Annotated in this window: 18 protein-coding genes and 1 tRNA gene; 13 read left to right on the top strand and 6 right to left on the bottom strand. The window is 34.6% G+C overall.

Features of this window, described 5'->3' with window-relative positions:
- Window positions 1-69 precede the first annotated feature (69 nt).
- From CDH50_RS03670 to CDH50_RS03635, 8 genes are all read left to right on the top strand, one after another.
- On the top strand, window positions 70-2,886 hold the full coding sequence (locus CDH50_RS03670) for a helix-turn-helix and ligand-binding sensor domain-containing protein (protein WP_232731949.1): 2,817 nt from the start codon (window positions 70-72) through the stop codon (window positions 2,884-2,886).
- Window positions 2,887-3,114: 228 nt separating this feature from the next.
- Window positions 3,115-6,132, top strand: coding sequence for a SusC/RagA family TonB-linked outer membrane protein (locus CDH50_RS03665; protein WP_100610509.1), 3,018 nt, complete (start codon window positions 3,115-3,117; stop codon window positions 6,130-6,132).
- Between the two features lie 9 nt (window positions 6,133-6,141).
- The gene (locus tag CDH50_RS03660; RefSeq protein WP_100610508.1) at window positions 6,142-7,623 is read left to right on the top strand and encodes a RagB/SusD family nutrient uptake outer membrane protein; all 1,482 of its coding nucleotides are present in this window, start codon (window positions 6,142-6,144) and stop codon (window positions 7,621-7,623) included.
- 11 nt (window positions 7,624-7,634) lie between these two features.
- Complete coding sequence (locus tag CDH50_RS03655) at window positions 7,635-9,722, top strand: PKD domain protein (RefSeq protein WP_100610507.1); 2,088 nt, start codon at window positions 7,635-7,637, stop codon at window positions 9,720-9,722.
- 11 nt (window positions 9,723-9,733) lie between these two features.
- Window positions 9,734-10,624 (top strand): glucan endo-1,3-beta-D-glucosidase, encoded by an 891-nt coding sequence (locus CDH50_RS03650; protein WP_100610506.1) that lies wholly within the window; start codon window positions 9,734-9,736, stop codon window positions 10,622-10,624.
- A gap of 74 nt (window positions 10,625-10,698) precedes the next feature.
- The gene (locus CDH50_RS03645) at window positions 10,699-11,796 is read left to right on the top strand and encodes a glycoside hydrolase family 16 protein (RefSeq protein WP_157804933.1); all 1,098 of its coding nucleotides are present in this window, start codon (window positions 10,699-10,701) and stop codon (window positions 11,794-11,796) included.
- Between the two features lies 1 nt (window position 11,797).
- The gene (bglX, locus tag CDH50_RS03640) at window positions 11,798-14,101 is read left to right on the top strand and encodes a beta-glucosidase BglX (RefSeq protein WP_100610504.1); all 2,304 of its coding nucleotides are present in this window, start codon (window positions 11,798-11,800) and stop codon (window positions 14,099-14,101) included.
- A gap of 121 nt (window positions 14,102-14,222) precedes the next feature.
- Window positions 14,223-14,903 (top strand): LysE family translocator, encoded by a 681-nt coding sequence (locus tag CDH50_RS03635; protein WP_100610503.1) that lies wholly within the window; start codon window positions 14,223-14,225, stop codon window positions 14,901-14,903.
- A gap of 32 nt (window positions 14,904-14,935) precedes the next feature.
- Here CDH50_RS03635 and CDH50_RS03630 read toward each other — a convergent pair.
- Window positions 14,936-15,006: transfer RNA gene (locus CDH50_RS03630), tRNA-Cys, on the bottom strand.
- Window positions 15,007-15,057: 51 nt separating this feature from the next.
- Window positions 15,058-15,420 (bottom strand): dihydroneopterin aldolase, encoded by a 363-nt coding sequence (gene folB / locus CDH50_RS03625; RefSeq protein WP_100610604.1) that lies wholly within the window; start codon window positions 15,418-15,420, stop codon window positions 15,058-15,060.
- Between the two features lie 99 nt (window positions 15,421-15,519).
- On the opposite strand from folB, the gene CDH50_RS03620 reads away from it, so the two are divergent.
- The 4 genes from CDH50_RS03620 (at window position 15,520) to CDH50_RS03605 (ending at window position 19,600) form a co-directional block, all read left to right on the top strand.
- A complete protein-coding gene (locus CDH50_RS03620; RefSeq protein WP_100610502.1) occupies window positions 15,520-17,520 on the top strand; it encodes a glutamine--tRNA ligase/YqeY domain fusion protein in 2,001 nt (666 codons plus the stop codon).
- A gap of 76 nt (window positions 17,521-17,596) precedes the next feature.
- A complete protein-coding gene (locus tag CDH50_RS03615; RefSeq protein ID WP_100610501.1) occupies window positions 17,597-18,079 on the top strand; it encodes a DUF1761 domain-containing protein in 483 nt (160 codons plus the stop codon).
- A 65-nt stretch (window positions 18,080-18,144) separates the two neighbouring features.
- Window positions 18,145-19,302, top strand: coding sequence for a GNAT family protein (locus tag CDH50_RS03610; RefSeq protein WP_232731948.1), 1,158 nt, complete (start codon window positions 18,145-18,147; stop codon window positions 19,300-19,302).
- Window positions 19,303-19,378: 76 nt separating this feature from the next.
- Window positions 19,379-19,600: a hypothetical protein gene (locus CDH50_RS03605; protein ID WP_100610499.1), complete on the top strand. Its 222-nt coding sequence runs from the start codon at window positions 19,379-19,381 to the stop codon at window positions 19,598-19,600.
- A 40-nt stretch (window positions 19,601-19,640) separates the two neighbouring features.
- Here the strand turns inward: CDH50_RS03605 and CDH50_RS03600 are convergent, their stop codons facing one another.
- On the bottom strand, window positions 19,641-20,570 hold the full coding sequence (locus tag CDH50_RS03600) for an SPFH domain-containing protein (RefSeq protein ID WP_100610498.1): 930 nt from the start codon (window positions 20,568-20,570) through the stop codon (window positions 19,641-19,643).
- Between the two features lie 73 nt (window positions 20,571-20,643).
- Between CDH50_RS03600 and CDH50_RS03595 the strand changes: the two genes are divergently transcribed.
- Window positions 20,644-21,327, top strand: coding sequence for a hypothetical protein (locus CDH50_RS03595; protein WP_100610497.1), 684 nt, complete (start codon window positions 20,644-20,646; stop codon window positions 21,325-21,327).
- Window positions 21,328-21,351: 24 nt separating this feature from the next.
- Here the strand turns inward: CDH50_RS03595 and CDH50_RS03590 are convergent, their stop codons facing one another.
- From CDH50_RS03590 to gltX, 3 genes are all read right to left on the bottom strand, one after another.
- Entirely contained in the window at window positions 21,352-22,173 is an 822-nt protein-coding gene (locus tag CDH50_RS03590) for a carcinine hydrolase/isopenicillin-N N-acyltransferase family protein (protein ID WP_100610603.1), read from the bottom strand.
- A gap of 7 nt (window positions 22,174-22,180) precedes the next feature.
- Window positions 22,181-22,702: a DinB family protein gene (locus CDH50_RS03585; RefSeq protein ID WP_100610496.1), complete on the bottom strand. Its 522-nt coding sequence runs from the start codon at window positions 22,700-22,702 to the stop codon at window positions 22,181-22,183.
- Window positions 22,703-22,875: 173 nt separating this feature from the next.
- The gene (gene gltX, locus CDH50_RS03580; protein WP_100610495.1) at window positions 22,876-24,387 is read right to left on the bottom strand and encodes a glutamate--tRNA ligase; all 1,512 of its coding nucleotides are present in this window, start codon (window positions 24,385-24,387) and stop codon (window positions 22,876-22,878) included.
- Window positions 24,388-24,466: the final 79 nt, after the last annotated feature.

Here is a 24,466-nt window from a genome sequence, read left to right as displayed (position 1 = left end):
TGTTTTATAATGCTTTTAGTTAATACAATACCTTATTTTTATTAAATTAGTGACATAACCGTTTTTGTTTTGAAGCCAACCAAACTAATTTTTTTTCTTTTTATATTTTGTGCTTGTGTTTCATTAGAATCTCAAGAACAACCGCCTATTAAAGTCTATTCACCATCCGATTATAAAGCTGAAAATCAAAATTGGTCAATATCACAATCAAAAGGAAAATATATTTATGCGGCCAACAATAAAGGGCTTTTAGAATTTAATGGAGCAAAATGGACGCTTTATACTTCTTTAAATCAAAGCACCATACGCTCGGTAGAGGTAATAGATAATAGCATTTATACTGGTAGCTATAGAGAATTTGGTTATTGGAATAGAAATAATTACGGTAAACTAGAATATACCTCGCTTTCAAAAAAATTGAATATTTCCTTTTTAGATGATGAGGAAATTTGGAAAATTATTTCTATTGACGATTTTATTTTATTTCAATCTTTGAGCAGAATTTATGTTTTCAATCAAAAGAACAAAAATTATTCAATCATTGAGACCAATTCTACCATCTACAGAATGTTTAAGGTCAATGAAAGTATTTATTTTCAAAGTGTTAAAGATGGTGTGTATGAAATTGTGAATGGAAAATCTAAACTAATTTCAAATAATCGCATTTTAAACGAAAACTTACTTGTTAATATTTTTTATCATAATGGATATATTTTATTTCAAACGGAGGATAACGGGTTTTATCAATTAAAAAATAACGCCTTTAAAAAATGGGAGGTTTCTGCTAATAATGTATTGTCTAAAATCAGAATTTATAGTAGCATACAATTAAAAGATAAAAGCTTTTTATTGGGAAGCGTTTCAAACGGTATCATTCATTTAACACCTCAAGGAGATATTAACTATCAAATAGACCAAACAAATGGTTTAAGTAATAATACGGTACTTTCTGTTTTTGAGGATGTAGAAAATAATATATGGCTGGGCTTAGAGAATGGTATTAATTGTATAAACATAAAATCACCATTTAGGATTTATGAAGATCAGCAAGGAAATGTTGGCTCTGTTAATGCTTCCATAAACTTTAATGGCTATTTATATCTAGGCACCAATCAAGGGTTGTTTTATAAACCAATAGATTCTAATACAGATGAATTTAAACTTATTGAAGGCACACAAGGCGCGGTTTGGTGTTTAACAACTATAGAAAACACGCTTTTTTGTGGTCATAATTCTGGAACTTTTATTGTAGAAGGTCAAGGGGCAACTTTGGTAATAGATGCTCAAGGAACATGGGGGATAAAAAAAATTGATGGCAAAGATGATTTATTATTGCAAGGCAATTATAATGGTTTAAATATTATTGAAAAAGTTAATGGAAAATGGCAGCTAAAAAATAGAATTAATGGATTTGATATTTCTAGTAGGTATTTTGAAATGCTTAATACAAACGAAGTTATTGTCAGTCATGAATACAAAGGCGTTTTTAGAATAAAGTTAGAAGATGATTTAATGAAAGTAAAAACGGTTGTTCAAGACACATCGGTTTCAAAAGGTGCTAAATCAAGCCTTATAAAATATCAAGGAAACATCTTATATGCTTACGATGAAGGCGTTTTTAAATACGATACAAATAAACAAAAATTCATTAAAGACACTATTTATAGTAAATTGTTTAATAAAGAGGACTTCACTTCAGGAAAACTGGTTGTAGATGCTGAATCTGATAAATTATGGAGTTTTTCGAATTATAATGTTAGTTATGTATCTCCCAGGAAGTTAAGCAATATTCCTAATATTAATGAAATCTCATTGCCAAGTAGTTTAAGAAACGATGTTTCTGGTTATGAAAACATAACGAATGTAAAGGATAATTTATATCTCTACGGGACCTCTCAAGGTTATATATTAATAGACTTAGACAAAATGATTAGTAAACCTTTTGAGGTTAATATCACCTCTATTTCCATAAGTACTTATAAGCATGGCTATAAATTCAATTTAATAGATAAATCTTTAAAAGGTGATTTTAAAAGCAATGAAAATAATATTGAATTTGAATTTAGTACACCCGAGTTTGAAAAATATAACATACCAGAATACCAATTTAAATTAAACGGTATTTATGAAGAATGGAGTCAATGGTCAACTAATTCAAATGCCTTATTTGAAAATTTACCTTATGGGAATTATACTTTTTATGTTAAATCTCGCTTAGGAAATCAAATTTCTGAAAACACAGAACGCTATGAATTCACTATAGAAAGGCCTTGGTATATTTCCAACCTAGCAATAGTGGGGTACATACTATTCATATTGCTTTTCTCTTTGTTGATGCATAATATTTATAAACAATATTATAAAAGGCAAAGGGAAAAATTACTTCACAAAACACAAAGAGAATTAGAATTAAAAGAGCTTGAAAATAAAGAGCAATTAATGCGATTTAATAACGATAAGTTAAGACAAGACATTGAAAATAAAAATCGTGAATTGGATAATTCTACCATGAGCCTAATCAAAAAAAATGAATTTTTAAACACTATTAAAAAAGAGTTACAAAAGACGAGAGACGATAAAAATTTAAAACAGGTTATTAGAATCATTGATAAAAATTTGAATAATACTGACGATTGGCATGCCTTTGAAGAGGCTTTTAATAACGCTGACAAAGATTTCCTTAAAAAAATAAAAACGCATCACCCTTCTTTAACATCCAACGACTTGCGTCTATGTGCCTACTTGAGGCTAAATTTATCTTCTAAAGAAATCGCTCCCCTACTGAACATATCTTCGAGAAGTGTTGAGGTTAAGCGATATAGGCTGCGAAAAAAGATGAATTTAGAGCACGATGCAAGCTTAACAGATTATATTTTAAAAATTTAATAGCACAACAAGTGTGATTTTTACCTATACAAAACCACAACATTAACAAATTTCAGTTAGTTAAACCATCAAGTTTTGTAAATATATTATTCTTAAAAACCATCTGTTTTATTGGTATTTTACTAAAAAAACAGGCGGTTTTTTAATATGTATGTTTTTTGTTGCGGTTCAAAATTTAACAAATCAATCAATTCAACTTATTTTTAATACAAACTAAAACTAAAATATATGAGACATTATCTCTTTAAAATTCTAACTCTATTTTTTATTGCATATTCTGGTGCCCAAAATATAGATGTAAGTGGAGTAATTCAGGATGCAAGCGGAATCCCAATTCCTGGGGCAAATGTTGTAGTTAAAAATACAACAAAAGGAGTGGTTTCTGATTTTGATGGCAACTTTACATTATCTGATGTAGAAATTGGTTCAACATTAACATTCAGTTATATAGGCTATATAACGAATGAGGTACTTATTACCAATAACTCAAAATTAACCATTACTCTTCAAGAAGATATCGCAAGACTTGATGAAATTGTGGTCATTGGGTATGGAACACAAACCAAAAAGGAAATCACCGGCGCCGTTAGTGTTATCTCTAGCGAAAGTATTGAAGCCTTAAAACCAACACGAATTGAACAAGCGCTTCAAGGTCAAGTAGCGGGAGTCAATATTACATCACAATCTGGTACGCCTGGCGGTGGTTCGACAATTAGTATTAGAGGTGTGTCTACTAATGGAGATAGCAGGCCTTTAATTTTAGTAGATGGCAACGTTATTGAAGACTTAAGTGTTTTAAACCCTAGCGATATTGAAAGCATAAACATTCTTAAGGATGCTACGGCTGGTATTTATGGTGTTAGAGCTGCAAATGGTGTCATTCTTATAAAAACCAAAACGGGTCGTAAAGAAATGCCATTAACGGTTGAATATAATGGTTATGGAGGTTTTCAACAAACTACTCGAAAAATTCCTGTTTTAAATGCAACCGAATATGCGGCCATTGTTAACGAAGCCTATGCAGCTGGTGGTAACACACCGCCTTTTGCTAATTTATCGGGTTTAGGTGTTGGTACAGATTGGCAAGATTTGGTTTTTGAATCAGCACCAATTCAAAACCACAACATTATGTTTAAAGGTGGGGGTAAAAAATCTTATTACTCTTATAGTGGTTCTTTTTTAACACAAGATGGTATTGTAGGTGGAAACAAATCCAACTTCACACGTTTTACAAATAATATAAGTTACAACTTAGACTTTTTAGAGAATTTTAAATTCACTTCTGGTCTTACTTTAATGCGAACCAATAAAAGGAATCTTCCAGAAAATTCAAATTCGTCTGTGCTTTTCAACGCTATTAATATGGCACCAACCTTTTCGGTTTATGATGAAGACGGCAAATATACATTAGCTGAAGGTTTAGGAGGAGAAGTTATTAATCCTCTAGCGCAAATCGACGATACTTTTGATAGATTAAAAGTCGCAAGGTTAAGTGGAAATGCTGGATTATCTTATAACTTCTTGGATCATTTTACCGCACAATCAAATATTCAATTTAACTATTCAGAGGTCAAATCACATGTGTTTAATCCGATTGCTAATTTTGGTAGCGGAAAAAACAGTAATGTTGCCAGAAGCAGTGTTTTTGAAGGTTTAAATTATTTTAGGGATTACACCTTTGATGCCTTTATTAAATATGAAAATAAATTTAATGATGTACATAATGTCAATGTCCTCTTAGGAACATCGGTATTTAAAACTACTGGTGAGTTTACGGGAGCAACAGGATTTGATATTATAAATAATAATGCGGCCTATGCCAATTTAGAACAAGCTCAGGACATTGAAAACATCAATAGGTTCACAGGAAGAAACCCTACGTTCGATTCTAGATTGTTATCCTATTTTGCCAGACTTCAGTATGATTATAAAGGAAAATATTTACTGTCTGCCGTTATTAGACGTGATGGTTCAACAAAATTTGGACCAGAAAATAGATTTGGTATCTTTCCTTCGGGCTCCATTGGCTGGGTAGTTTCAGATGAGGATTTTCTTAAAGACAACAGTTTTATTGATTTACTAAAAGTAAGAGCTTCTTATGGTATTTTAGGAAATGATAGAATTCCAGATTACCGATACATATCATTATTAAATGGAGAAGGAACGTATATTTTTGATGACATAGAATATATTGGTACTGCCAGCGGGGGTATTGCTAACCCAGAAATTAGATGGGAAAAACAAAAAACGTTTGATATTGGCTTGGATATGCGTTTTTTAAATAACAAGCTCGATATTACAGCAGATTATTTTAAAAAAAGAACAGAAGATTTATTGGTTATTCCAGAAGTATCAGGTTTACTTGGCACAGGCGGTGCGCCAGTAGTTAATGGTGGTACGGTTGAAAATACAGGATTAGAATTCGCGATAGGTTATGCTGATAATTTCAACGACAATTTTAAATTCAGCATTAAGTACAATGTCACTTATATTAAAAATGAAGTTTTATATGTAAATACCAATACAGGTGTTTTGATTGGAGGTGGATTTGGCATCAGTCAACCAGCACCTTCTAGAATGGAAGCTGGATTCCCAATAGGTTATTTTCACGGCTATAAAACCGATGGTATTTTTCAAAATCAAGCAGAAATAAACGCTTCCGCTGTTGGAGATATTCAACCAGAGCCGGGAGATATTAAATACGTAGATCAAAACGGAGATGGTTTTATTACCGAAGATGACATGGTTAATATTGGTAGCCCTATACCTGATGCTACCATGGGTCTTAATATCTCTTTGGATTATAAGAATTTCGATTTTGCTGCTTATGCCTTCGCATCTGTTGGAAATGAAATTGTTAGAAATTATGAACGTGGTCAACAACTTACCAACAGAACAAATTCTTATTTAGCCCGTTGGACAGGTGAGGGAACAAGTAATTCGTTTCCAAGGGTTTCAAACGGCGCAACGCCAAACACCTTGTTTTCAGATTTTTATGTAGAAGATGGATCCTTTGTTCGTTTACAAAATGTACAATTAGGTTATACATTTTCAGACGATGTGTTTAAAGATTCTAGAATTACCAATTTACGTCTTTATGTTTCGGCAAGCAATTTATTCACACTTACTGAATATAAAGGTTTCGATCCTACCGCCTCAAGCGGAGCGCCTCTTGGAGGTGGTATAGACCAAGGGTTTTATCCTAGTGCCAAAACCTTTTTATTAGGAATTAACTTAAAATTTTAATTAAGGATTATGAAAAATTTAAAAACTATAAATATCCTTGTTTCACTTGCTTTTTTAGCAATGTTTTCATGTGCTGATGATTTTATCGATGTGCCTTCGCAAGATGAAAATTCAGAAGATTTTTTCAACACAGAAGCAGACTATCAAGATGCACTAATTGCTGCATACGATTATTTACAAGCAACGGCACAACAATTTCAAATAGCAGAAATAGCTTCGGATAATACACTTGCTGGTGGAGAAAGTGCCACGGATACTCCGGGTATTCAAGAAATTGACGATATGATCCATACACCAATAAATGCGCAACTGAGAAATATTTGGACTTGGATGTACACTGGTGTTAATAGAACAAACTACATCATGGAGTTTAAAGATAAAACGGATTTCGCTAATAAAACCAGTGTTATTGCCCAAACCAGATTTTTAAGGGCATTCTATTATTTTGAATTGGTAAAATGGTTTGGCGATGTGCCCTTAGTAGTTGATAAACGTATTCAATATGGTGATCAATTTGGTCTAGAAAGAACCCCAAAAGCACAGATTTATGCACAAATTGAAGAAGATTTAATTTTTGCCATAGATAACTTGCCTTACACTCAAAGTCAAACGGGAAGAATAACAAAAGGAGCTGCAGAAGCATTATTAGGTAAAGCCTATTTGTTTCAAGAAAAATTCCCTGAGGCGGCAACTGTATTGGAAAACCTAATTAACAATGGTCCACACGATTTATTATCTTCAGATATCGCTCCATTAATGTGGGAGAACGAATATGAGAACAATATAGAATCTGTTTTCGAAATACAATATTCTGATGTTGACGGCGGGTCTTATGATTGTTTTCAATGTTTAGAAGGTAATTATGCTGTAGGTTTCAACGGTGTGAGAGGCTATGTTGGTCCGGTATTCGATTTTGGTTACAGTTTTAATGTACCCACTCAAGATGTCGTTGATGCTTTTGAAGATGGCGATATTAGATTGGACTACTCCATTTTAGATATTGAAAAATGGATACAAGAGAATCCAACAGCTAGCTATGATGAAGGTGCTGGATATGAACAAACAGGCTATTTTAATAGAAAATACATCGCGCGTTTAGGTGACGCCAACCGTCCAGATGCGGCATTAACAAATCCAAATAACACAAGGGTCATTCGTTATGCTGATGTATTATTAATGGCTGCAGAGGCTTTAAATAGAGGTGCTATTAGCGATACACGGGCTCAAAATTATTTAAATGAAGTGCGAAACCGAGCTATGCTAGGAGATATCACAACGACTGGATCTAATCTTACCAATGATATTTATAAAGAACGACGGGTAGAATTAGTAGGTGAGGGCCATCGCTTCTTCGACTTGGTTAGAACAGGAAGAGCCGCTGGAACAATTCCTGGTTTTCAAGCGGGCAAGCATGAACTTTTCCCTATTCCTATTCAGGAAATTGAATTGTCAGGAGGCACTTGGAACCAAAATCCTGGATACGAAAACTAAAAAAATAAGATATGAAAACATTAAAATATATATGTAACTTAAGTGTCATTTTAATCGTCTTTTTTAATTGTACGCAAGACGATAATGATTTAAGTTTTATCGAAAATGTTGTAGCGCCAACAAACGTTTCAGCATTGTTTCAAATTACACAAGATAATTCTGGCCTAGTAACTTTAACACCAAGTGCGGAAGGCGCTGTTTCTTACAACATAACACTTGGTGATGGTTCAGAAATGATTGCAATAAAGCAAGGCTCTAGCGCACAGCATGTCTATGAAGAAGGCAGTTATAATGTTAAAATAGAAGCTGTTGGCATTACAGGTTTAAAAAGCGAGGTTACAAAAGACATCGTTGTGTCGTTTAAAGCTCCAGAAAATTTAGTAGTAACCATTGAGAATGATGCGGCATTATCTAAGCAGGTAAATGTGGTAGCAACAGCAGATTTTGCGATGTTTTTTGAAGTCTATTTTGGAGAAACTGGTAATGATGAACCCGTAATTGGTAATATTGGAGACGTTGTAAGTTACACATACCTAGACGTGGGAACTTATACAATCAGGGTCGTTGCCAAAGGTGGCGCTATTCAAACCACGGAATATACCCAAGAGTTTGAGGTTACTGCTATTTTACAGCCTATTTCTAATCCGGCACTACCACCACGACGTGATACTTCAGAGGTGATTTCAATTTATAGCGATGCTTACACAAGTTTAACGGGTGTCAATTTTTATCCTAATTGGGGACAAGCAACCACCTATACTGAAATCGATGTCGATGGAAACAACATCATTCAATATGGTAATTTAAATTATCAAGGAATAGATTTTGGTTCTAACATTGATGCATCTTCTATGGAGTATTTACACATTGATGTTTGGACAGCTGATTTAGCTGCTCTTGAGATTTTCCCAATAAGTGCAGCAACAGGAGAAAAATCTGTTTCTAAAGCTCTTGTGGCAGACCAATGGGTGAGTCTGGATATTCCTTTAAGTGATTTTACAGATCAAGGATTATCTATGGCAGATATTTTCCAATTTAAGTTTGTTGGCGCACCATTACCTGGTGGCGGATCAGGAACCATATTTTTAGATAATATTTATTTTTATAAGCCATCATCTATTCCAACCGAACCTATTGTGGCCGCTCCTTCACCAACAGCACCACAAGGGAATGTGGTTTCTATTTTTAGTAATGCTTACACCAATGTAGCGTTAAGCGAACTGAATCCAAATTGGGGACAATCTACCACGTTAACAAGCGTGAATGTTCAAGGAAATAATACATGGCTTTATGAGTCATTGAATTATACGGGCATCGTAACCGATTATGGTAACCCAACTGATTTAAGTGGGATGACTTTTGTTCATTTTGATTACTTCACACCAGATGCCACCACACTCGGTTTAAAATTAGTTAACACAACAAAAAGTGATGGCGATCCCCTTAAAGAAGATATAGAATATGTATCTAGTGTGACGCTTGGAACTTGGGTGAGTGTCGATATTCCATTGTCTGTTTACACCACAGATATATCAGCAATAACACAAATAATTTTTGAGTCCTCTGGAGCAAAAGTATATATCGATAACCTATATTTTTATACGAATGGCGATGGTTCAGCACCAACAGTTGCGGCACCGTCTCCAACCATAAACCAAAGTGGTGTGGTTTCCATTTTTAGTGATGCTTATACCAATGTTGTTTTAAATGAAGTGAATCCTAATTGGGGACAATCTACTACACTAACAACCATACAAATTGGAGCAAATAATGTATGGCTTTATGAGTCATTGAATTACACGGGTATTGTAACCGATTATGGCAACCCAACCAATTTAGCAGGTTTTAAATATGTTCATTTTGATTATTTCACGCCAAATGCCACAACACTTGGCTTAAAATTAGTCAATACAACAAAAGGTGATGGAGACCCGCTAAAAGAAGATATAGAATACTTAGCAAACATCACGCAAGGAACTTGGGTAAGTGTCGATATCCCTTTAGTAAATTATACCACGGATGTTTCAGCAATTACGCAGTTAATCTTTGAATCTTCTGGAGCAAAAGTATATATCGATAATTTTTATTTCCATAATTAAAATTTAGAACGATGAAAAAAACAACAAATATATTGAGTGTCTTATTAATAGCGGTTTTGTCATTTACAAGCTGCCAAGAAGACAACCTTACTTTCGGAGAGATTGTAGCGCCTTCTAACATTGAAGTAACGGTTACTTATATAGATGATGACACAGAATCTCCTGCGCCTGGTTTGGGCAGTGGGGAGATTAAATTATCTGCCACAGCCAATAATGCAACAGCATATCATTTTGTAGTACAAGGACAAACAAAACTTCAAAAATCAGGTAGTGCGTCCCACACCTTTACAACGCTCGGCACCAACACCTATGCGGTTACCGTGGTTGCTTTTGGAACTGGAGGCGCATCATCTAGCAAAACCATTGAAGTGGAAGTGTTGGCATTGTATGAACCGCCAGCAGATTTATTGACCATGCTTACCTCCAATAACTCAAGGACTTGGAAGATTGCTTCTGAAGTAAACAAACACTTTGGTTTAGGACCTGTAGGTGGTGCTACGGAGTTTGAATACTATGGTGCTGCTCCAGGAGACAAGGCGGTTTCAGGCATGTATGATGACCGATATACGTTTAACGTAGACGGAACATTTACACACAATGTAGGCGCAGATGGTTTTGTATTTGGACGCGATCCATTAATTAACGAGTTAGGCGGATCAGGAGGCACTGTAAACGGCGCAGATATAGAACAATATACATTTGGGTCATATACAGCGCAATGGGTTTTAACAGCACCTAGTGGCGTTGAAACTTTAAGTTTAACTGGTATTGGTTTCATTGGGTATTATGTTGGAGGAAATCATAGTTACCAAATATTTAGCCGTTCAGCTGATGAAATGATTCTTCGCACAACAGATGGGAATGGCGAATTTGATTGGTGGTTTAGGTTAATTCCTGAATAGAAAAAGCAACAGAATAGGGAGATTTAACCCTCCCTATTTTAAATTTTAAATTTAAAAAACAAATGTTTAAAAGAATGTTTTATATAACCAATATAATTTTAGTTTTTCTACTGTCCTGTTCAGGAGGAGGAAATGATTCCGAAATAATAGAGGAACCAAAAGAAATAATCCCAAAAAATCTATCATTAACAATAGCTATATCAGGTACAAATACCGCAAATCCAAATGGTGATGGTTCCGGTAATATCACATGCACAGCTTCGGCAATCGATGCTGTTTCTTATGGTTTTAAGGTAGGAAGTGATGCAGAAATTAAAAGTTCTAATGGCGAATTCAATTATACATGTACTACCGAAGGATTAAACGAGTACGTTATAACCGTTTTTGCTTATTCAAGTACTGGTAATAGCATTAGTAGTTTTAAAAAAGTAGCCGTTTTTGTTGCTGAAAGCGGACTACAATTAATTTGGTCTGATGAATTCAATACAGATGGCGCACCAGATACCTCCAAATGGAGCTTCGATTTAGGTAATGGTTGTCCAGATATATGTGGCTGGGGAAATGGTGAAAAGCAATATTACACAAATAGAACAGATAATGTAAAAGTAGAGAACGGCGTACTAAAAATAGTAGCCAAAAAGGAGGCCTATGAAGGTTCTGAATATACATCTGCAAAACTATTAACTAAAGGGAAATTTGATTTCACTTATGGACGAGTAGATGTTAGGGCGAAACTACCAAGTGGTTCTGGAACATGGCCTGCCATATGGATGTTGGGTGCCAATATTGATGCTGTTGGGTGGCCTATTTGTGGAGAAATAGATATCATGGAACATTGGGGGCATAATCCTACTCTTGTTTCAAGCGCAACACACACACCATCATGTTCTGGAGGCTGCCCAAACACAAAAGTAGGTGAAACAACCATAACGGATTACGCTACGGAATTTCATATATATAGTCTAGAATGGACAGCGGATGAATTAAACTTTATTATAGATGGAAACCTAAAGTATAGCTATAAACCAACCGTTAAAAACAGTAGTAATTGGCCATATTTTGCACCTCAATATTTAATTTTAAATGTTGCCATGGGAGGCAGTTGGTTTTCTATAGATCCAAATTTCGAAGAATCTGTCATGGAGATAGATTACATTAAAGTATATAAGTAATATGAAGAAAACTAGCTTAGGTATTTTAATCATTATCTTAACGATTTTCAATGTTTCTTGTAAAGAAAGGGCGGAGGATAATTCAATTGAAAATAAATCCAACTCGATAGAAAGGAAAGTAGCCGATTTATTGTCTAAAATGACACTAGAGGAAAAAATTGGTCAGATGAATCAATATAATGGATTTTGGGATGTTACCGGCCCACAACCTATAGATGGCGACGCTGCTAAAAAATACGAACATTTAAGAAAGGGCTATGTAGGTTCCATGCTTAATGTAAGAGGCGTAAAAGAAGTTAGGGCTGTTCAAAAAATAGCTGTTGAAGAAACACGCCTTGGTATTCCTTTAATAATCGGTTTTGATGTCATCCATGGCTATAAAACATTAAGTCCTATTCCTTTAGCAGAAGCCGCGAGTTGGGATTTGGAAGCCATAAAAAGATCCGCCCAAGTTGCTGCAAAAGAATCGGCTGCGGCAGGTATTAACTGGACTTTTGCTCCTATGGTTGATATTTCAAGAGATGCCCGTTGGGGACGTGTTATGGAAGGAGCTGGTGAAGACCCTTATTTAGGTTCAGAAATAGCCATGGCTCGGGTTCATGGATTTCAAGGTGATGATTTATCATCTCCAGAAACTATTGCCGCTTGTGCCAAACACTGGGCAGGTTATGGTTTTTCTGAAGCAGGAAGAGATTACAATACCGTAGATGTAGGCACATCAACGCTTAATAATATTATTTTCCCACCATTTAAAGCTTCAATTAAGGCTGGTGTTAGAACTTTTATGAATTCATTTAATGAACTTAATGGTATACCTGCCACCGGAAATGCGTATTTGCAAAGAGATATTTTAAAAGGGGCATGGCAATTTGATGGATTTGTAGTTTCAGATTGGGGCTCCATTAATGAGATGATTGCCCACGGATATGCAAAAGATAAGAAGCAAGCAGCAGAATTATCCATTATGGCGGGTTCGGACATGGATATGGAATCTTATGCTTATGTTGATGAATTGGCTAAATTAGTACGGGAAGGAAAAGTAAAGGAATCCCTTATTGATGATGCCGTAAAACGCATTTTAAGGGTAAAATTTGAATTAGGCCTTTTTGATGATCCCTATAAATATTGTGATGAACTTAGAGAGCAACAAGTAACAGGAAGTAAAGAGATCCAAGAAGCTGTATTAGACATGGCCAAAAAATCTATTGTTTTACTAAAAAACGAGAACGATTTACTTCCCTTAAAAAAGCAAGGTTTAAACATTGCTTTAATTGGTGCTTTGGCAGCCGATAAAACCAGTCCGCTAGGAAGTTGGAGAATAGCCGCTGAAGACAATACCGCCGTATCTGTTTTGGAAGGCATGCAAAAGTACCCAGACAATAAATTGACCTATTCCAAAGGAGCAGATGTAGCCATAGGTAAAACGGAATTTGCCATAGAGTTGACCATTAATACCGAAGACAAAAGTGAATTTCCAGAAGCCATTGAAACCGCTAGAAAAGCAGATGTTGTAGTTATGGTTTTGGGTGAACATGGGTTTCAAAGTGGTGAAGCTAGAAGTCGCGCGGATTTAGATTTACCGGGCGTGCAGCAAGAACTTTTAGAAGCTATTTATAAGGTGAATAAAAACATTGTTTTGGTGCTTAACAGCGGAAGACCTTTAACAATAACTTGGGCAGATAAACATATTCCAGCTATTGTTGAAGCCTGGCAATTAGGCACTCAAAGTGGCAATGCCATAGCTCAGGTTTTGTATGGGGACTATAATCCAAGTGGCAAGTTACCCATGTCTTTTCCAAGAAGTATTGGTCAAGTGCCTATTTACTATAATCATAAAAATACAGGAAGACCTGTTAATCCTGGTGCTAACCAAGTCTTTTGGTCTCACTATTCCGATGAAAGTAACGATCCTCTTTATCCATTTGGACACGGGCTCAGTTATACCACATTTATCTACAATAATTTAATTGTTAATAAGGTTTCAAACGACACCTTTAATGTTTCTGTGGATATTAAAAACACAGGAAAAGTCATTGGAAAGGAAGTAGTACAGCTATATATTCAAGATGTGTTTTCTAGCATCACAAGGCCGGTTAAAGAGTTAAAAGGATTTAAAATGGTTGAATTAAAACCAAATCAACAACAAAGAATTACGTTTAATTTATCAAAAGATCAACTAGGATTTTTTAATAATGAAGGAGCGTTTATTCTTGAACCAGGTGAATTTAAGGTATTTGTTGGAGGTAGTTCTAAATTAGGTTTAGAGTCTAATTTATTAGTTGAAAAGGAAACATCTATGAAATAGTAAATATGTTCTAGTCTAAAAATAAAATTAGTTTAATAGTTAATTTAGTTGGTGTTTAAAAGGTATGTTATTGGTTTAGCATACCTTTTTTTCTTTTCTTTGTACGAAATCCTTTTTAATTATGTTTAATGATATTTTATCAGCTATTCCATTTGGCATTATATTGGCGTTTACCATTGGCCCAGTGTTTTTTGTGCTTCTTGAAACCAGTGCCACAAAAGGATTTAAAAGCGCCTTAATTTTTGATTTAGGGGTTGTGCTGGCAGATATTGTTTTTATTTTAATCGCTTTTTTTAGTACCAATAAACTTTTGGAAAAGGTTAAGGACGACCCTAGTTTTTTAATTTTTGGAGGTGTTTTGTTATTTGTTTATGGCGTTATTTCGTTTATTAAGACATCAAAATCGTTTCGGGATATTGTTAAGGAATACCATAAAATTGATATTCAAAAAAAGTATGGAAAGCTCTTTTTGAAGGGTTTTTTGCTCAATTTTATAAACATTGGTGTTTTGTTAGGTTGGGTTGCTTTTATTGTGATAGGCAACTCCTTAACAGAATCTAAAGACGGCCTGTTAGTATTTTTAAGCACCATTTTAATCGTTTACTTTTTAGTTGATTTGATAAAAATGAGTTTAGCAAAAAAATTAAAAAACCGATTAACACCAAAGAGAATATTCAAAACCAAAAAAATAATTGCTTTAGTCATTTTAGGTTTTGGCGTACTGCTTCTGGTTCAAGGATTTTTCCCTAAGGAAAAAGAAATGATAAAGGAAAGATTTGAGAAAATCACACCTAAAAAATAAAAGCTTCCAGAGTAAACTGAAAGCTTTTTTTGAGGTGTCGAGCGGATTCGAACCGCTGTAGCAGCTTTTGCAGAGCTGAGCCTAGCCACTCGGCCACGACACCGTAATTTGTTTGCAAATGTAAAAAAAAATAAGACTTTAATATTGTTAAAAATTATTTTTTACGCTTATCAGTCATTTTAATCGTTACACATTCTACATCACCTCCAATGGGCGGGTTTAATTTACCAACCCAAACAGTTGCTTTCTTCACAAGTTTGTCTTCATTAAAAATCCTATCTAAAATGCGTCTGCAAACGGTTTCTAGTAAATAAGAGGGTTTGTTCATTTCTTCTTTAATAATTCGATTTAAGAACACATAATCAACAGTATCACTCAAACGATCTGTTTTTGCCGACTTCTGTAAATCAGACTTAACTTTTAAATCTACGCGATAGTTGCTTCCTATTTTTGTTTCTTCTTTTAAGCAACCATGATAAGCAAATACACGAATATTTTCAACTTTTATAATTCCCATTATTACTATTTTTAAGTCACCAAAATTACCTAATTTTACACAATATTTTTGTTTAACAACGTTAGTTTCTATCCACAAGAAATCTGCAATCACACATTTATGTCTGAAGAAAAAAAACCACTTAACTTTTTAGAGCAAATTATAGAAGAAGATTTAGCGAATGGTTTACCTAAAAGCAAATTGCGTTTTAGATTTCCTCCTGAGCCAAACGGATATTTGCATATTGGGCATACTAAAGCCATTGGCATCAGTTTCGGTTTGGGTGAAAAATATAACGCTCCTGTGAATTTGCGCTTTGATGATACCAATCCAGCAAAAGAAGAACAGGAATATGTTGATGCCATTAAAGAAGATGTGGCTTGGTTAGGCTACAAATGGGATAAGGAATTGTATTCTTCAGATTATTTCCAACAGCTTTACGATTGGGCAGTGATGTTCATAAAAGAAGGCAAGGCGTATGTTGATTCCCAATCCAGTGAAGCTATGGCGGAACAGAAAGGAACGCCAACCCAACCAGGTGTTGATGGGCCTTATAGAAATAGGAGCGTAGCCGAAAATCTGGATTTATTTGAACGCATGAAACAAGGTGAGTTTGAAGAAGGCTCACATATTCTGCGAGCAAAAATTGATATGCAACACCCCAATATGTTGATGCGTGACCCCATTATGTATCGTATTTTAAAAAAGCATCACCATAGAACAGGCAACGATTGGTGTATTTACCCCATGTACGATTGGACGCATGGTGAAAGTGACTATATCGAGCAAATATCACATTCCTTGTGCTCATTGGAATTTAAACCCCACAGAGAGCTTTATGATTGGTTTTTAGAACAAATTACTGATAAAGGAAAACTAAAACCAAAACAACGGGAATTTGCGCGTTTAAATTTAAGCTACACCATTATGAGCAAGCGTAAATTGCTCAAACTGGTAGAAGATAACATTGTAACTGGCTGGGATGACCCACGCATGCCAACCATTTCTGGGTTGCGCCGAAGAGGTTACACACCGAATTCCTTAAGAAAGTTTGTAGAAACCGTCGGCGTTGCTAAGCGGGACAATGTGATTGAAGTATCGTTGTTGGAGTTTTGTATTCGTGAAGATTTAAACAAAACGGCACCGAGGGTTATGGCAGTTTTAGATCCAGTAAAATTAATCATTACCAATTACCCTGTAGGAAAAGAAGAATGGTTGGAAGCTGAAAATAATCAAGAAGATGACGCAGCTGGTTTTAGAAAAGTCCCATTTTCACGAGAATTATACATTGAAAAAGAAGATTTTAAAGAAGAAGCCGAAAACAATTTTTTCCGATTAAAATTAGGTGGTGAAGTGCGTCTGAAAAATGCTTATATCATTAAAGCAGAAAGTGTTGTAAAAGATTCTAACGGAAATATTGCAGAAGTTCATTGTACCTATTCTGAAGACACTTCAAAAAAAGTAAAAGGCACATTGCATTGGGTTTCCATAAAACATGCGATTAAAGCAGAGGTTAGGGAATATGATAGATTGTTTATGGACGAAGCGCCAGACAGTCATCCCGATAAGGATTTTATGGAGTTTTTAAATCCGAATTCTTTAAAGATTGTTGAGGCTTTTGTAGAACCAAGTTTAAAAGAAGCCAAAGTAGGAGAGCGGTTTCAGTTTCAGCGGATAGGTTATTTTAATGTGGATAATGATTCTTCAGATAAAAGATTAGTTTTCAATAAAACTGTTGGGTTAAGGGATTCTTGGGAAAAACAAAAACCAGTAGAGAACAATAATCATCAAAATAAACAACAAAACAATCCAGCTCAACCACAAAGAAAAGCTATTGATGTTATTCAGCAATTAGGAAAAAAATACACCAATTTGCCAGAGGAAAAACAGTTAAAGGCTAAGGCTGAAATCCAACAATTGGCTAAAGAGGTCACTTATGAAGAGTTGCAACCTTTATTTAACACCGCAGCAAAAAAGATTGGGACTCGAATAGCTGTTACCATTGCTTTAGGCGTGTTGCTTAAAGGTGGGTTGCAAACTAATGCCGACATTGATGAGTTTATTGCAAATGCTTTAGAAGATGAGAATGACTTGTTGAGGGCTGAAGCACAATTGGTATAATGATTTTAGTTCGCTTAAAAACAAGGAGTTATAATAAATTTATCTATATTTATATCCTAACTTTAAACTAACTATTATGGATTTTATTAACCCTATTGCAATCATTCTTGCCGCACTTTCGGCAATGGTTGTTGGTTTTGTTTGGTACAACCCTAAAGTTTTTGGAACGGCTTGGATGCAATCCGCGGGGATGTCTGAAGAACAATTAAAAACCGGCAATATGTTTAAAATATTTGGCCTAGCCTTATTATTTGCCTTTATCCTAGCATCGGCCATGCCAGCTATTGTGGTCCATCAAATGGGTGTGTATAGCTTAGCTCAAGGAGAATTAGGCATATTACCAGAATATAATGCTTTTTTAGATGTTTATGGAGATGCTTTTAGAACCTTTAAACATGGCGTTTTCCATGGTATTTTTGCAGGTATTTTTATTGCCTTGCCTATTTTGGGAACAAACGCTGTATTTGAACATAAAAGCGCAAAATATATTTTTATCAACACAGGTTACTGGATAGTTACCTTAGGAGTTATGGGCGGCATTATTTGTGGCTGGAAATAATATGTTGTAATTTTTTAACTTTAACAAAGACTGAAGTGTTATAACTTCGGTCTTTTATTTTTATATTGAAAACATATCAAATTTATTATTCTTCTAATGAACTTCCTGAGGTTTGGGACGCTATTGCTAACCATGATATTTTTTTACAATCCAACTATTTAAAAGCTTTAGAAAACGCCTCTCCAAATAACATTCAATGGTTTTATGTGGGCATTTTTAATGACACGGAATTAGTAGGAGTCGTCATTATTCAACGTGTTCAGCTCTACTTAAAAGATATGTTTAGAGAAACTAAAGTGTCTTGTTTTAAAGAGTTTTTCAGGAACATAATTTCCAAAGTTTTAAAGGGCAACATGTTGGTTGTTGGCAACCTAACCCATACTGGACAACATGGCATTTTTTTTATAAAGAATAAAATAACACCTACGGATTATTTAAACATGGTGTATAAAGCTATTGAAGACCTTAAAAAGTACATCAAAGAAAATCAACAAAAAAACATCAGGGCTATTATGTTTAAGGATTATTATGAAGCCGATGTAATTCATAATGAAGCCGAATTTTTCAATAAAAACCAATTGCATAAAGTAATCGTTCAGCCAAATATGGCGATGCCCATAAAACCTAATTGGACTTCAAATGAAAATTATATCAAAGCTTTTAATAAGAAATATCGAGACAGGTATAAAAGGGCTAAAACGAAATTGGGAAATGTTGTTTGTTCAGAATTAAGCATTGATACCATAAAAAGTCAATCCGAAAAGCTGTATAAACTCTATTTAAATGTATCAAACAATGCAAAATTCAATACCTTTTTCCTTCCTGAAAACCATTTTTACAGTCTAAAACTTCAATTGAATGATGACTTTAAAGTTTTTGGTTATTTTTTGGAGGATGAATTGGTTGGTTTTTATACGCTCATTTTAAATGGTAAGCATTTAGAAACCTATTTCCTAGGATATGATGAAAAACACCAATATCCAAACCAATTATATTTAAACATGCTTTATGATATGGCAAAATTTGCTATTGAAAATAAGTTTGAAAATGTGGTTTATGCTAGAACCGCTATGGAAATTAAAAGCTCTGTTGGCGCCATTCCTAAACCGATGGTGATTTATCTGAAACACACGAACAATTTTTTAAACAGCATCCTAAAACAGCTTTTTAAATTAATGGATCCAACCCAAAAATGGGAGCAAAGACATCCTTTCAAAGATTAGTTTAACAAGCTTTTAGCATCGATTCTTTTGATAAGTCTTCAATTTAGCTTACATTTAGAAGTAAACACTTTTTATTATGGATGCGACGACACAAAAATTACTAGCCAAGATTAGTGAGTTATTAAGCGTCGTAGAAAAACACTATCCTGAACTTCAAAAGTATTTAGATGAAACCAGAACAATATTGCCTAAAGGTGATAAGGATTTAGAAATAGATAAAAATGATTTAGAAGATTATTTAAATAGTCTTACCTCTATGGTTGATGAGTACAAAAAAGGGCATAAAAAAACCCCATAATCATGGGGCTTTTTTATACGTGTTTTACAAACAGAAATGGTTATTCTTCTTTCTTTTTGTTTTTAGCATTTTTCATAGCCTCACCTATTTGATTACTGGCCGTAAAACTGGCAAGCATGTCATTTAACATGCTATTGGCTGCTTGTGGCGAATTTGGTAATAAAATAAGGTTACTATTGGTGTGCTGACCGATAGATTGTAACGTGTCGTAATGTTGTGTTACCACAATTAAGGCAGAGGCTTCTTGCGAGTTAATACCAACTTTGTTTAGCACTTGTACAGATTCCTCTAAACCGCGGGCTATTTCACGACGTTGATCGGCAATACCTTGTCCTTGCAAACGTTTGCTTTCGGCTTCAGCTTTTGCTTTTTCAACAATCAAAATACGTTGTGCATCACCTTCATATTGAGCCGCTGTTTTTTCTCTATCGGCGGCATTAATTCGGTTCATGGCTTCCTTAACTTGGGCGTCAGGATCAATATCTGTTACAAGCGTTTTAATAATGTCGTAGCCATAATCAAGCATGGCTTCGTTCAATTCAGATTTTACCGCAATAGCGATGTCGTCTTTTTTTAAGAATACATCATCTAAAATCATTTTTGGAACTTCGGCACGTACCACATCAAATACATAACTCGTAATTTGATCGTGTGGATAATCTAATTTATAAAAAGCATCTTCCACTTTATCTCTAATCACTTTGTATTGAACAGATACTTTTAAGCGCACAAACACATCATCCTTCGTTTTTGTTTCCACGATAACGTCGAGTTGTTGAATTTTTAAACTCAATCGACCTGCAATTCTATCAACTAAAGGAATTTTGAATTGGGGACCAGAATGGCGAATACTTTGGAATTTACCAAAACGTTCAATAATGGCAGCAGACTGCTGTTTCACGGTAAAAAAAGAAGAGATTAAAATAACCAATCCTAAAAAAATAATGATAAGAGAAGTAAAATCAGGCATGACAAAGGTTTTAAAATTGTTAGAAAATTAAGATACAAAAATTATCTTATATTTGAACACTTAATACAAATATATGCAATATAAATGCCCTTTGCTATTAGTAGCCATCACGATGTGTTTTGTTACAAAAGGTTTTTCTCAGCGCGGAAATTATCAAATCACTAATGGTATTGGAATTTTTGGAGGCATCACAAAATTTGATATAGCTACCGATAATTTCACGACAGCTCAAGGCGATGGTTTTTTGGGAGGTCTAAGCGCTACGGTTGATATTCCCCATAAATGGTACAATGTGAGTTTTGGGATGCAACTTTCAGAGAATAATTTGGGGATTTCCGCAAGGCCAACCATGTTAAGTACGGTAGACGTTTTTATAGATTACAAACTATTTGCCGCTCAAATAGCCATGCTTATGCACATCAAGGTTATTGAAACGTATTTTACTATTGATGTGGGGCCGATGGTTCAGTATAACGGGAAACTTGAAGTTAAGGACAAGGGACAGAAAGAATATTATATAAATAATTATACTAATCTAACGGCGACGGATATTACAAATATATCCCTATTTAATTTTAATGGTGCCATTGGGGCGTCTGCCGGCATAAAAAACTTTAAGTTGAAAGCGCAATATATTTATGGTTTTACCAATATTTTAAAGAAACTGGAAAACCAAAATTTAGATACTACAGGCGGCGATGCCCGATTTAAAGGCAACCAGAATATGCTGGTTTTTGGGGCAATGGTTTTGTTTTGAGTGTTTTCTGGATAGGGCGGTTCGTTATTTTTCCGTCAATTTGATTTTCTGTCCTTTGTCTTTTAAGAATTCTTCGTTCAAATTTAGCTTTACCACATTTTTATTGCTGAGTTTATAAGAAAGTACAAACTCCATATCTGTAAGATTAATGAATGAAGTATAAACTGTACCCCCAACTCGATTATTTTCGTCTGTTTTTGGGGGTTGAACGGCTTGCCCGATTGCATTTCCAACTCTTAAAAGGTTGATTTCTTCTCCAGAGGATTTTAGTTCTTCTAAATTCTGCTCAATGGATTCATAACGATAACAGGGATAATTTCCAGCACTTGTGTCTGAAAGTAAGTAGTTGGTCATTATTAGTTTGTTATCATTTATCCAATGCAATTTTTTTTCACCATTTACCCATTCTACTATTACCGCATTGCCTGACTTATCACCAAATATCATATGGCTTTTTGTTAGAGCTATTTTTCTTTTCTCCAAATAAGCTAAAGCATCTTCTACCGTTTTGCAATTTGCAAGAATATCGTCTCCCAAATTACTTTTTGGATTTCCATAACCGTTTATTTTTGGTTGCTCTGGTGTTACAGCTGCGTCAAAAAATAAACCTACTTCATTTACACCCCCTTGGGCAAACTTATCCCACCCATACCAAAGTCGAGCCAGTTGATTTTTTGATTTGGGTTCAATTTTAATAAAGGCATTTACATCGTACCAATAATCTTCATTGTTCACCACATATGTCTTTCCAGTAGAGGAATCTACAAAGAAAAGTACAGAACAAGCATTTGTAAAAGTTGGTGATAGTAAAAAAATAGCTATTAATAAGGGAATTAAATATTTCATAAGCATTTTATTTTTTTCTTAGACCAAAGTCGTGTCTTTCAGCCACAATTCTTTTTAAGATTCCAATTTGTCCACAGTGATACATTGTATGTTTAACATTCCAGTCCAAGGCTTCTAATTTGTTGTTTGCAATGGGATGAGGAACTGGACTTGGTTCAAGTGGTTGATATAAATCTTCGGATTTTAAGTTCTGAATAAGAGCTAAGGAGCTTTTTTGAATAAAGTCCAATTGCCCAAACAAGATATTTGAAGCCACCTTTCCAATTGCTAATTCTGGGTTACTGTTTGTAAAATATTCATCATACTCTTTCATTGGAATTCTTTTTATGATATCCATTTGATGTCCTTTGATGACCATTATGGAATGGAAATAGTGGCTCATAATTAAATGACCAACCTGCCAGTTCAGGGTAGATTTAATTACATCTGGACACAAATCCCATTTGTCAAACGGTATTGGTTTTAGGAATTCATTAGTCCAATTATATGAATCACGGGTTTGTTTTAATATAAACTCAATGTCTTTCATATTTCGTGTCTTTTATAATGACCTCCAACTATTTAGATAAAAAACGGTTTAATGTTTGTATATCGACAGTTAAACGAAGTTCGCTTTTTTTTCTCACAAATTCAAGTTCTGTTCAATAAAAAAATCCTCTCCATTTTTATTTGAAGAGGATTTATATTACACTATATTTTAGATTACAAAGTCTTTACCAAATTCTCAATACGCTCAACAGTTTCAATTTTACCAATCATAAACATAATGTCGAAAACGTCTGGGCCTTGTAAAGCACCTACCAAAGCCAAGCGCAAGGGCATCATCACTTTTCCAAAACCGATATTCTTTTCTGTTATCCACGCTTTAATATCTGTTTGAAGATTTTCGGCAGTAAAATCACTCACACGTTGTATAATGCTAACCAATTCAAGCATTAATTCTTGAGTATCATCCTTTATTGCTTTTTTTACAGCGTTTTCGTCATAGCTTTTCGGGGCTTGAAAAAAGTAAAAACTCAAATCCCATAAATCACTAATAAATGTGGCACGTTCTTTTACAAGCTTTACAACAAGGGCAACATAATTAACATCAATATCGGTTAATTGATTGTATTGTGACATAAACGCTTCGGCAAGTGCCATATCATCTTGTTCCTGCATGTAATGGTGATTAAACCACTTGATTTTTTCTGGATCGAAACGTGCACCCGATTTATTAACACGTTCTAGTTCAAACGCGTTAATTAATTCATCAAGACTAAAAATTTCTTGTTCCGTTCCAGGGTTCCAGCCTAAAAAAGCCAAGAAGTTTATCATAGCCTCTGGGAAATATCCATCTTCTTTATAACCTCTGGATATGTCATTTGTTTGAGGATCTTCCCATTGTAAAGGAAATACAGGGAATCCCATTTTATCACCGTCACGTTTACTTAATTTACCGGTACCAGTCGGTTTTAAAATCAAAGGCAAATGTGCAAATTCTGGAGCTTTCCAACCAAATGCTTTGTATAATTGATAATGCAAGGCTAGGGAAGGCAACCATTCTTCACCACGAATCACATGGGTAATTTCCATTAAATGGTCATCTACAATATTGGCTAGATGATAGGTTGGCATGCCGTCACTTTTAAAAAGAACCTTATCATCTAAAATATTGGTATCGATTTGGATATCACCGCGAATGATGTCTTTTAGATGCAAAGTCTCGTCTTGTGGTGATTTAAACCGAATCACATACTCGTCGCCAGCATCCAATTTCGCTTTTGTTTCAGCTGCACTAAGTGATAAAGAATTGCTTAATTTTAATCGGTTATGCCAATTGTAAATAAAGGTTTTTCCTTTTTCCTCATGGTCTTTTCTGTGGAAATCAAGAATGTCTGCCGTATCAAAAGCATAATACGCATTGCCAGAAGCAATCAATTGTTCGGCATATTTTTTATATAAATGTTTGCGTTCGCTTTGTCTGTAAGGGCCAAATTTTTCGTTTTTACCTGGGCCTTCATCAAATGGAATGCCGCACCAATTTAATGAATCAATGATGTATTGTTCTGCTCCTTCAACATAACGGTTTTGGTCTGTATCTTCAATTCTAAGGATGAAAGTGCCTTGATGTTTTTTTGCAAACAAATAATTGAATAAAGCAGTACGCACACCACCTATATGAAGTGGCCCTGTTGGACTTGGTGCAAAACGAACACGAACGTTTTTGGACATATTTTGTAATTTTGTATGCAAAGATACAATTAACACATTATTATAAATCGTCTATAAAAAAAATTGTAGTTTAGTAAGT

The organism is Confluentibacter lentus (assembly GCF_002806995.1).
GTDB lineage: Bacteria > Bacteroidota > Bacteroidia > Flavobacteriales > Flavobacteriaceae > Confluentibacter > Confluentibacter lentus.
The sequence above is the reverse complement of the archived record's forward strand: the minus strand, read 5'-3'. Positions and strand labels throughout refer to the sequence as shown.

Coding starts and splice junctions, on each gene's coding strand:
- CDH50_RS03605 (WP_100610499.1), top strand. CDS start 19,379: ATGGATGCGACGACACAAAAATTACTAGCCAAGATTAGTGAGTTATTA.
- CDH50_RS03665 (WP_100610509.1), top strand. CDS start 3,115: ATGAGACATTATCTCTTTAAAATTCTAACTCTATTTTTTATTGCATAT.
- CDH50_RS03615 (WP_100610501.1), top strand. CDS start 17,597: ATGGATTTTATTAACCCTATTGCAATCATTCTTGCCGCACTTTCGGCA.
- CDH50_RS03650 (WP_100610506.1), top strand. CDS start 9,734: ATGAAAAAAACAACAAATATATTGAGTGTCTTATTAATAGCGGTTTTG.
- CDH50_RS03590 (WP_100610603.1), bottom strand. CDS start 22,173: ATGAAATATTTAATTCCCTTATTAATAGCTATTTTTTTACTATCACCA.
- bglX (WP_100610504.1), top strand. CDS start 11,798: ATGAAGAAAACTAGCTTAGGTATTTTAATCATTATCTTAACGATTTTC.
- CDH50_RS03600 (WP_100610498.1), bottom strand. CDS start 20,570: ATGCCTGATTTTACTTCTCTTATCATTATTTTTTTAGGATTGGTTATT.
- CDH50_RS03585 (WP_100610496.1), bottom strand. CDS start 22,702: ATGAAAGACATTGAGTTTATATTAAAACAAACCCGTGATTCATATAAT.
- gltX (WP_100610495.1), bottom strand. CDS start 24,387: ATGTCCAAAAACGTTCGTGTTCGTTTTGCACCAAGTCCAACAGGGCCA.
- CDH50_RS03620 (WP_100610502.1), top strand. CDS start 15,520: ATGTCTGAAGAAAAAAAACCACTTAACTTTTTAGAGCAAATTATAGAA.
- CDH50_RS03635 (WP_100610503.1), top strand. CDS start 14,223: ATGTTTAATGATATTTTATCAGCTATTCCATTTGGCATTATATTGGCG.
- folB (WP_100610604.1), bottom strand. CDS start 15,420: ATGGGAATTATAAAAGTTGAAAATATTCGTGTATTTGCTTATCATGGT.
- CDH50_RS03655 (WP_100610507.1), top strand. CDS start 7,635: ATGAAAACATTAAAATATATATGTAACTTAAGTGTCATTTTAATCGTC.
- CDH50_RS03660 (WP_100610508.1), top strand. CDS start 6,142: ATGAAAAATTTAAAAACTATAAATATCCTTGTTTCACTTGCTTTTTTA.
- CDH50_RS03645 (WP_157804933.1), top strand. CDS start 10,699: ATGTTTTATATAACCAATATAATTTTAGTTTTTCTACTGTCCTGTTCA.
- CDH50_RS03595 (WP_100610497.1), top strand. CDS start 20,644: ATGCAATATAAATGCCCTTTGCTATTAGTAGCCATCACGATGTGTTTT.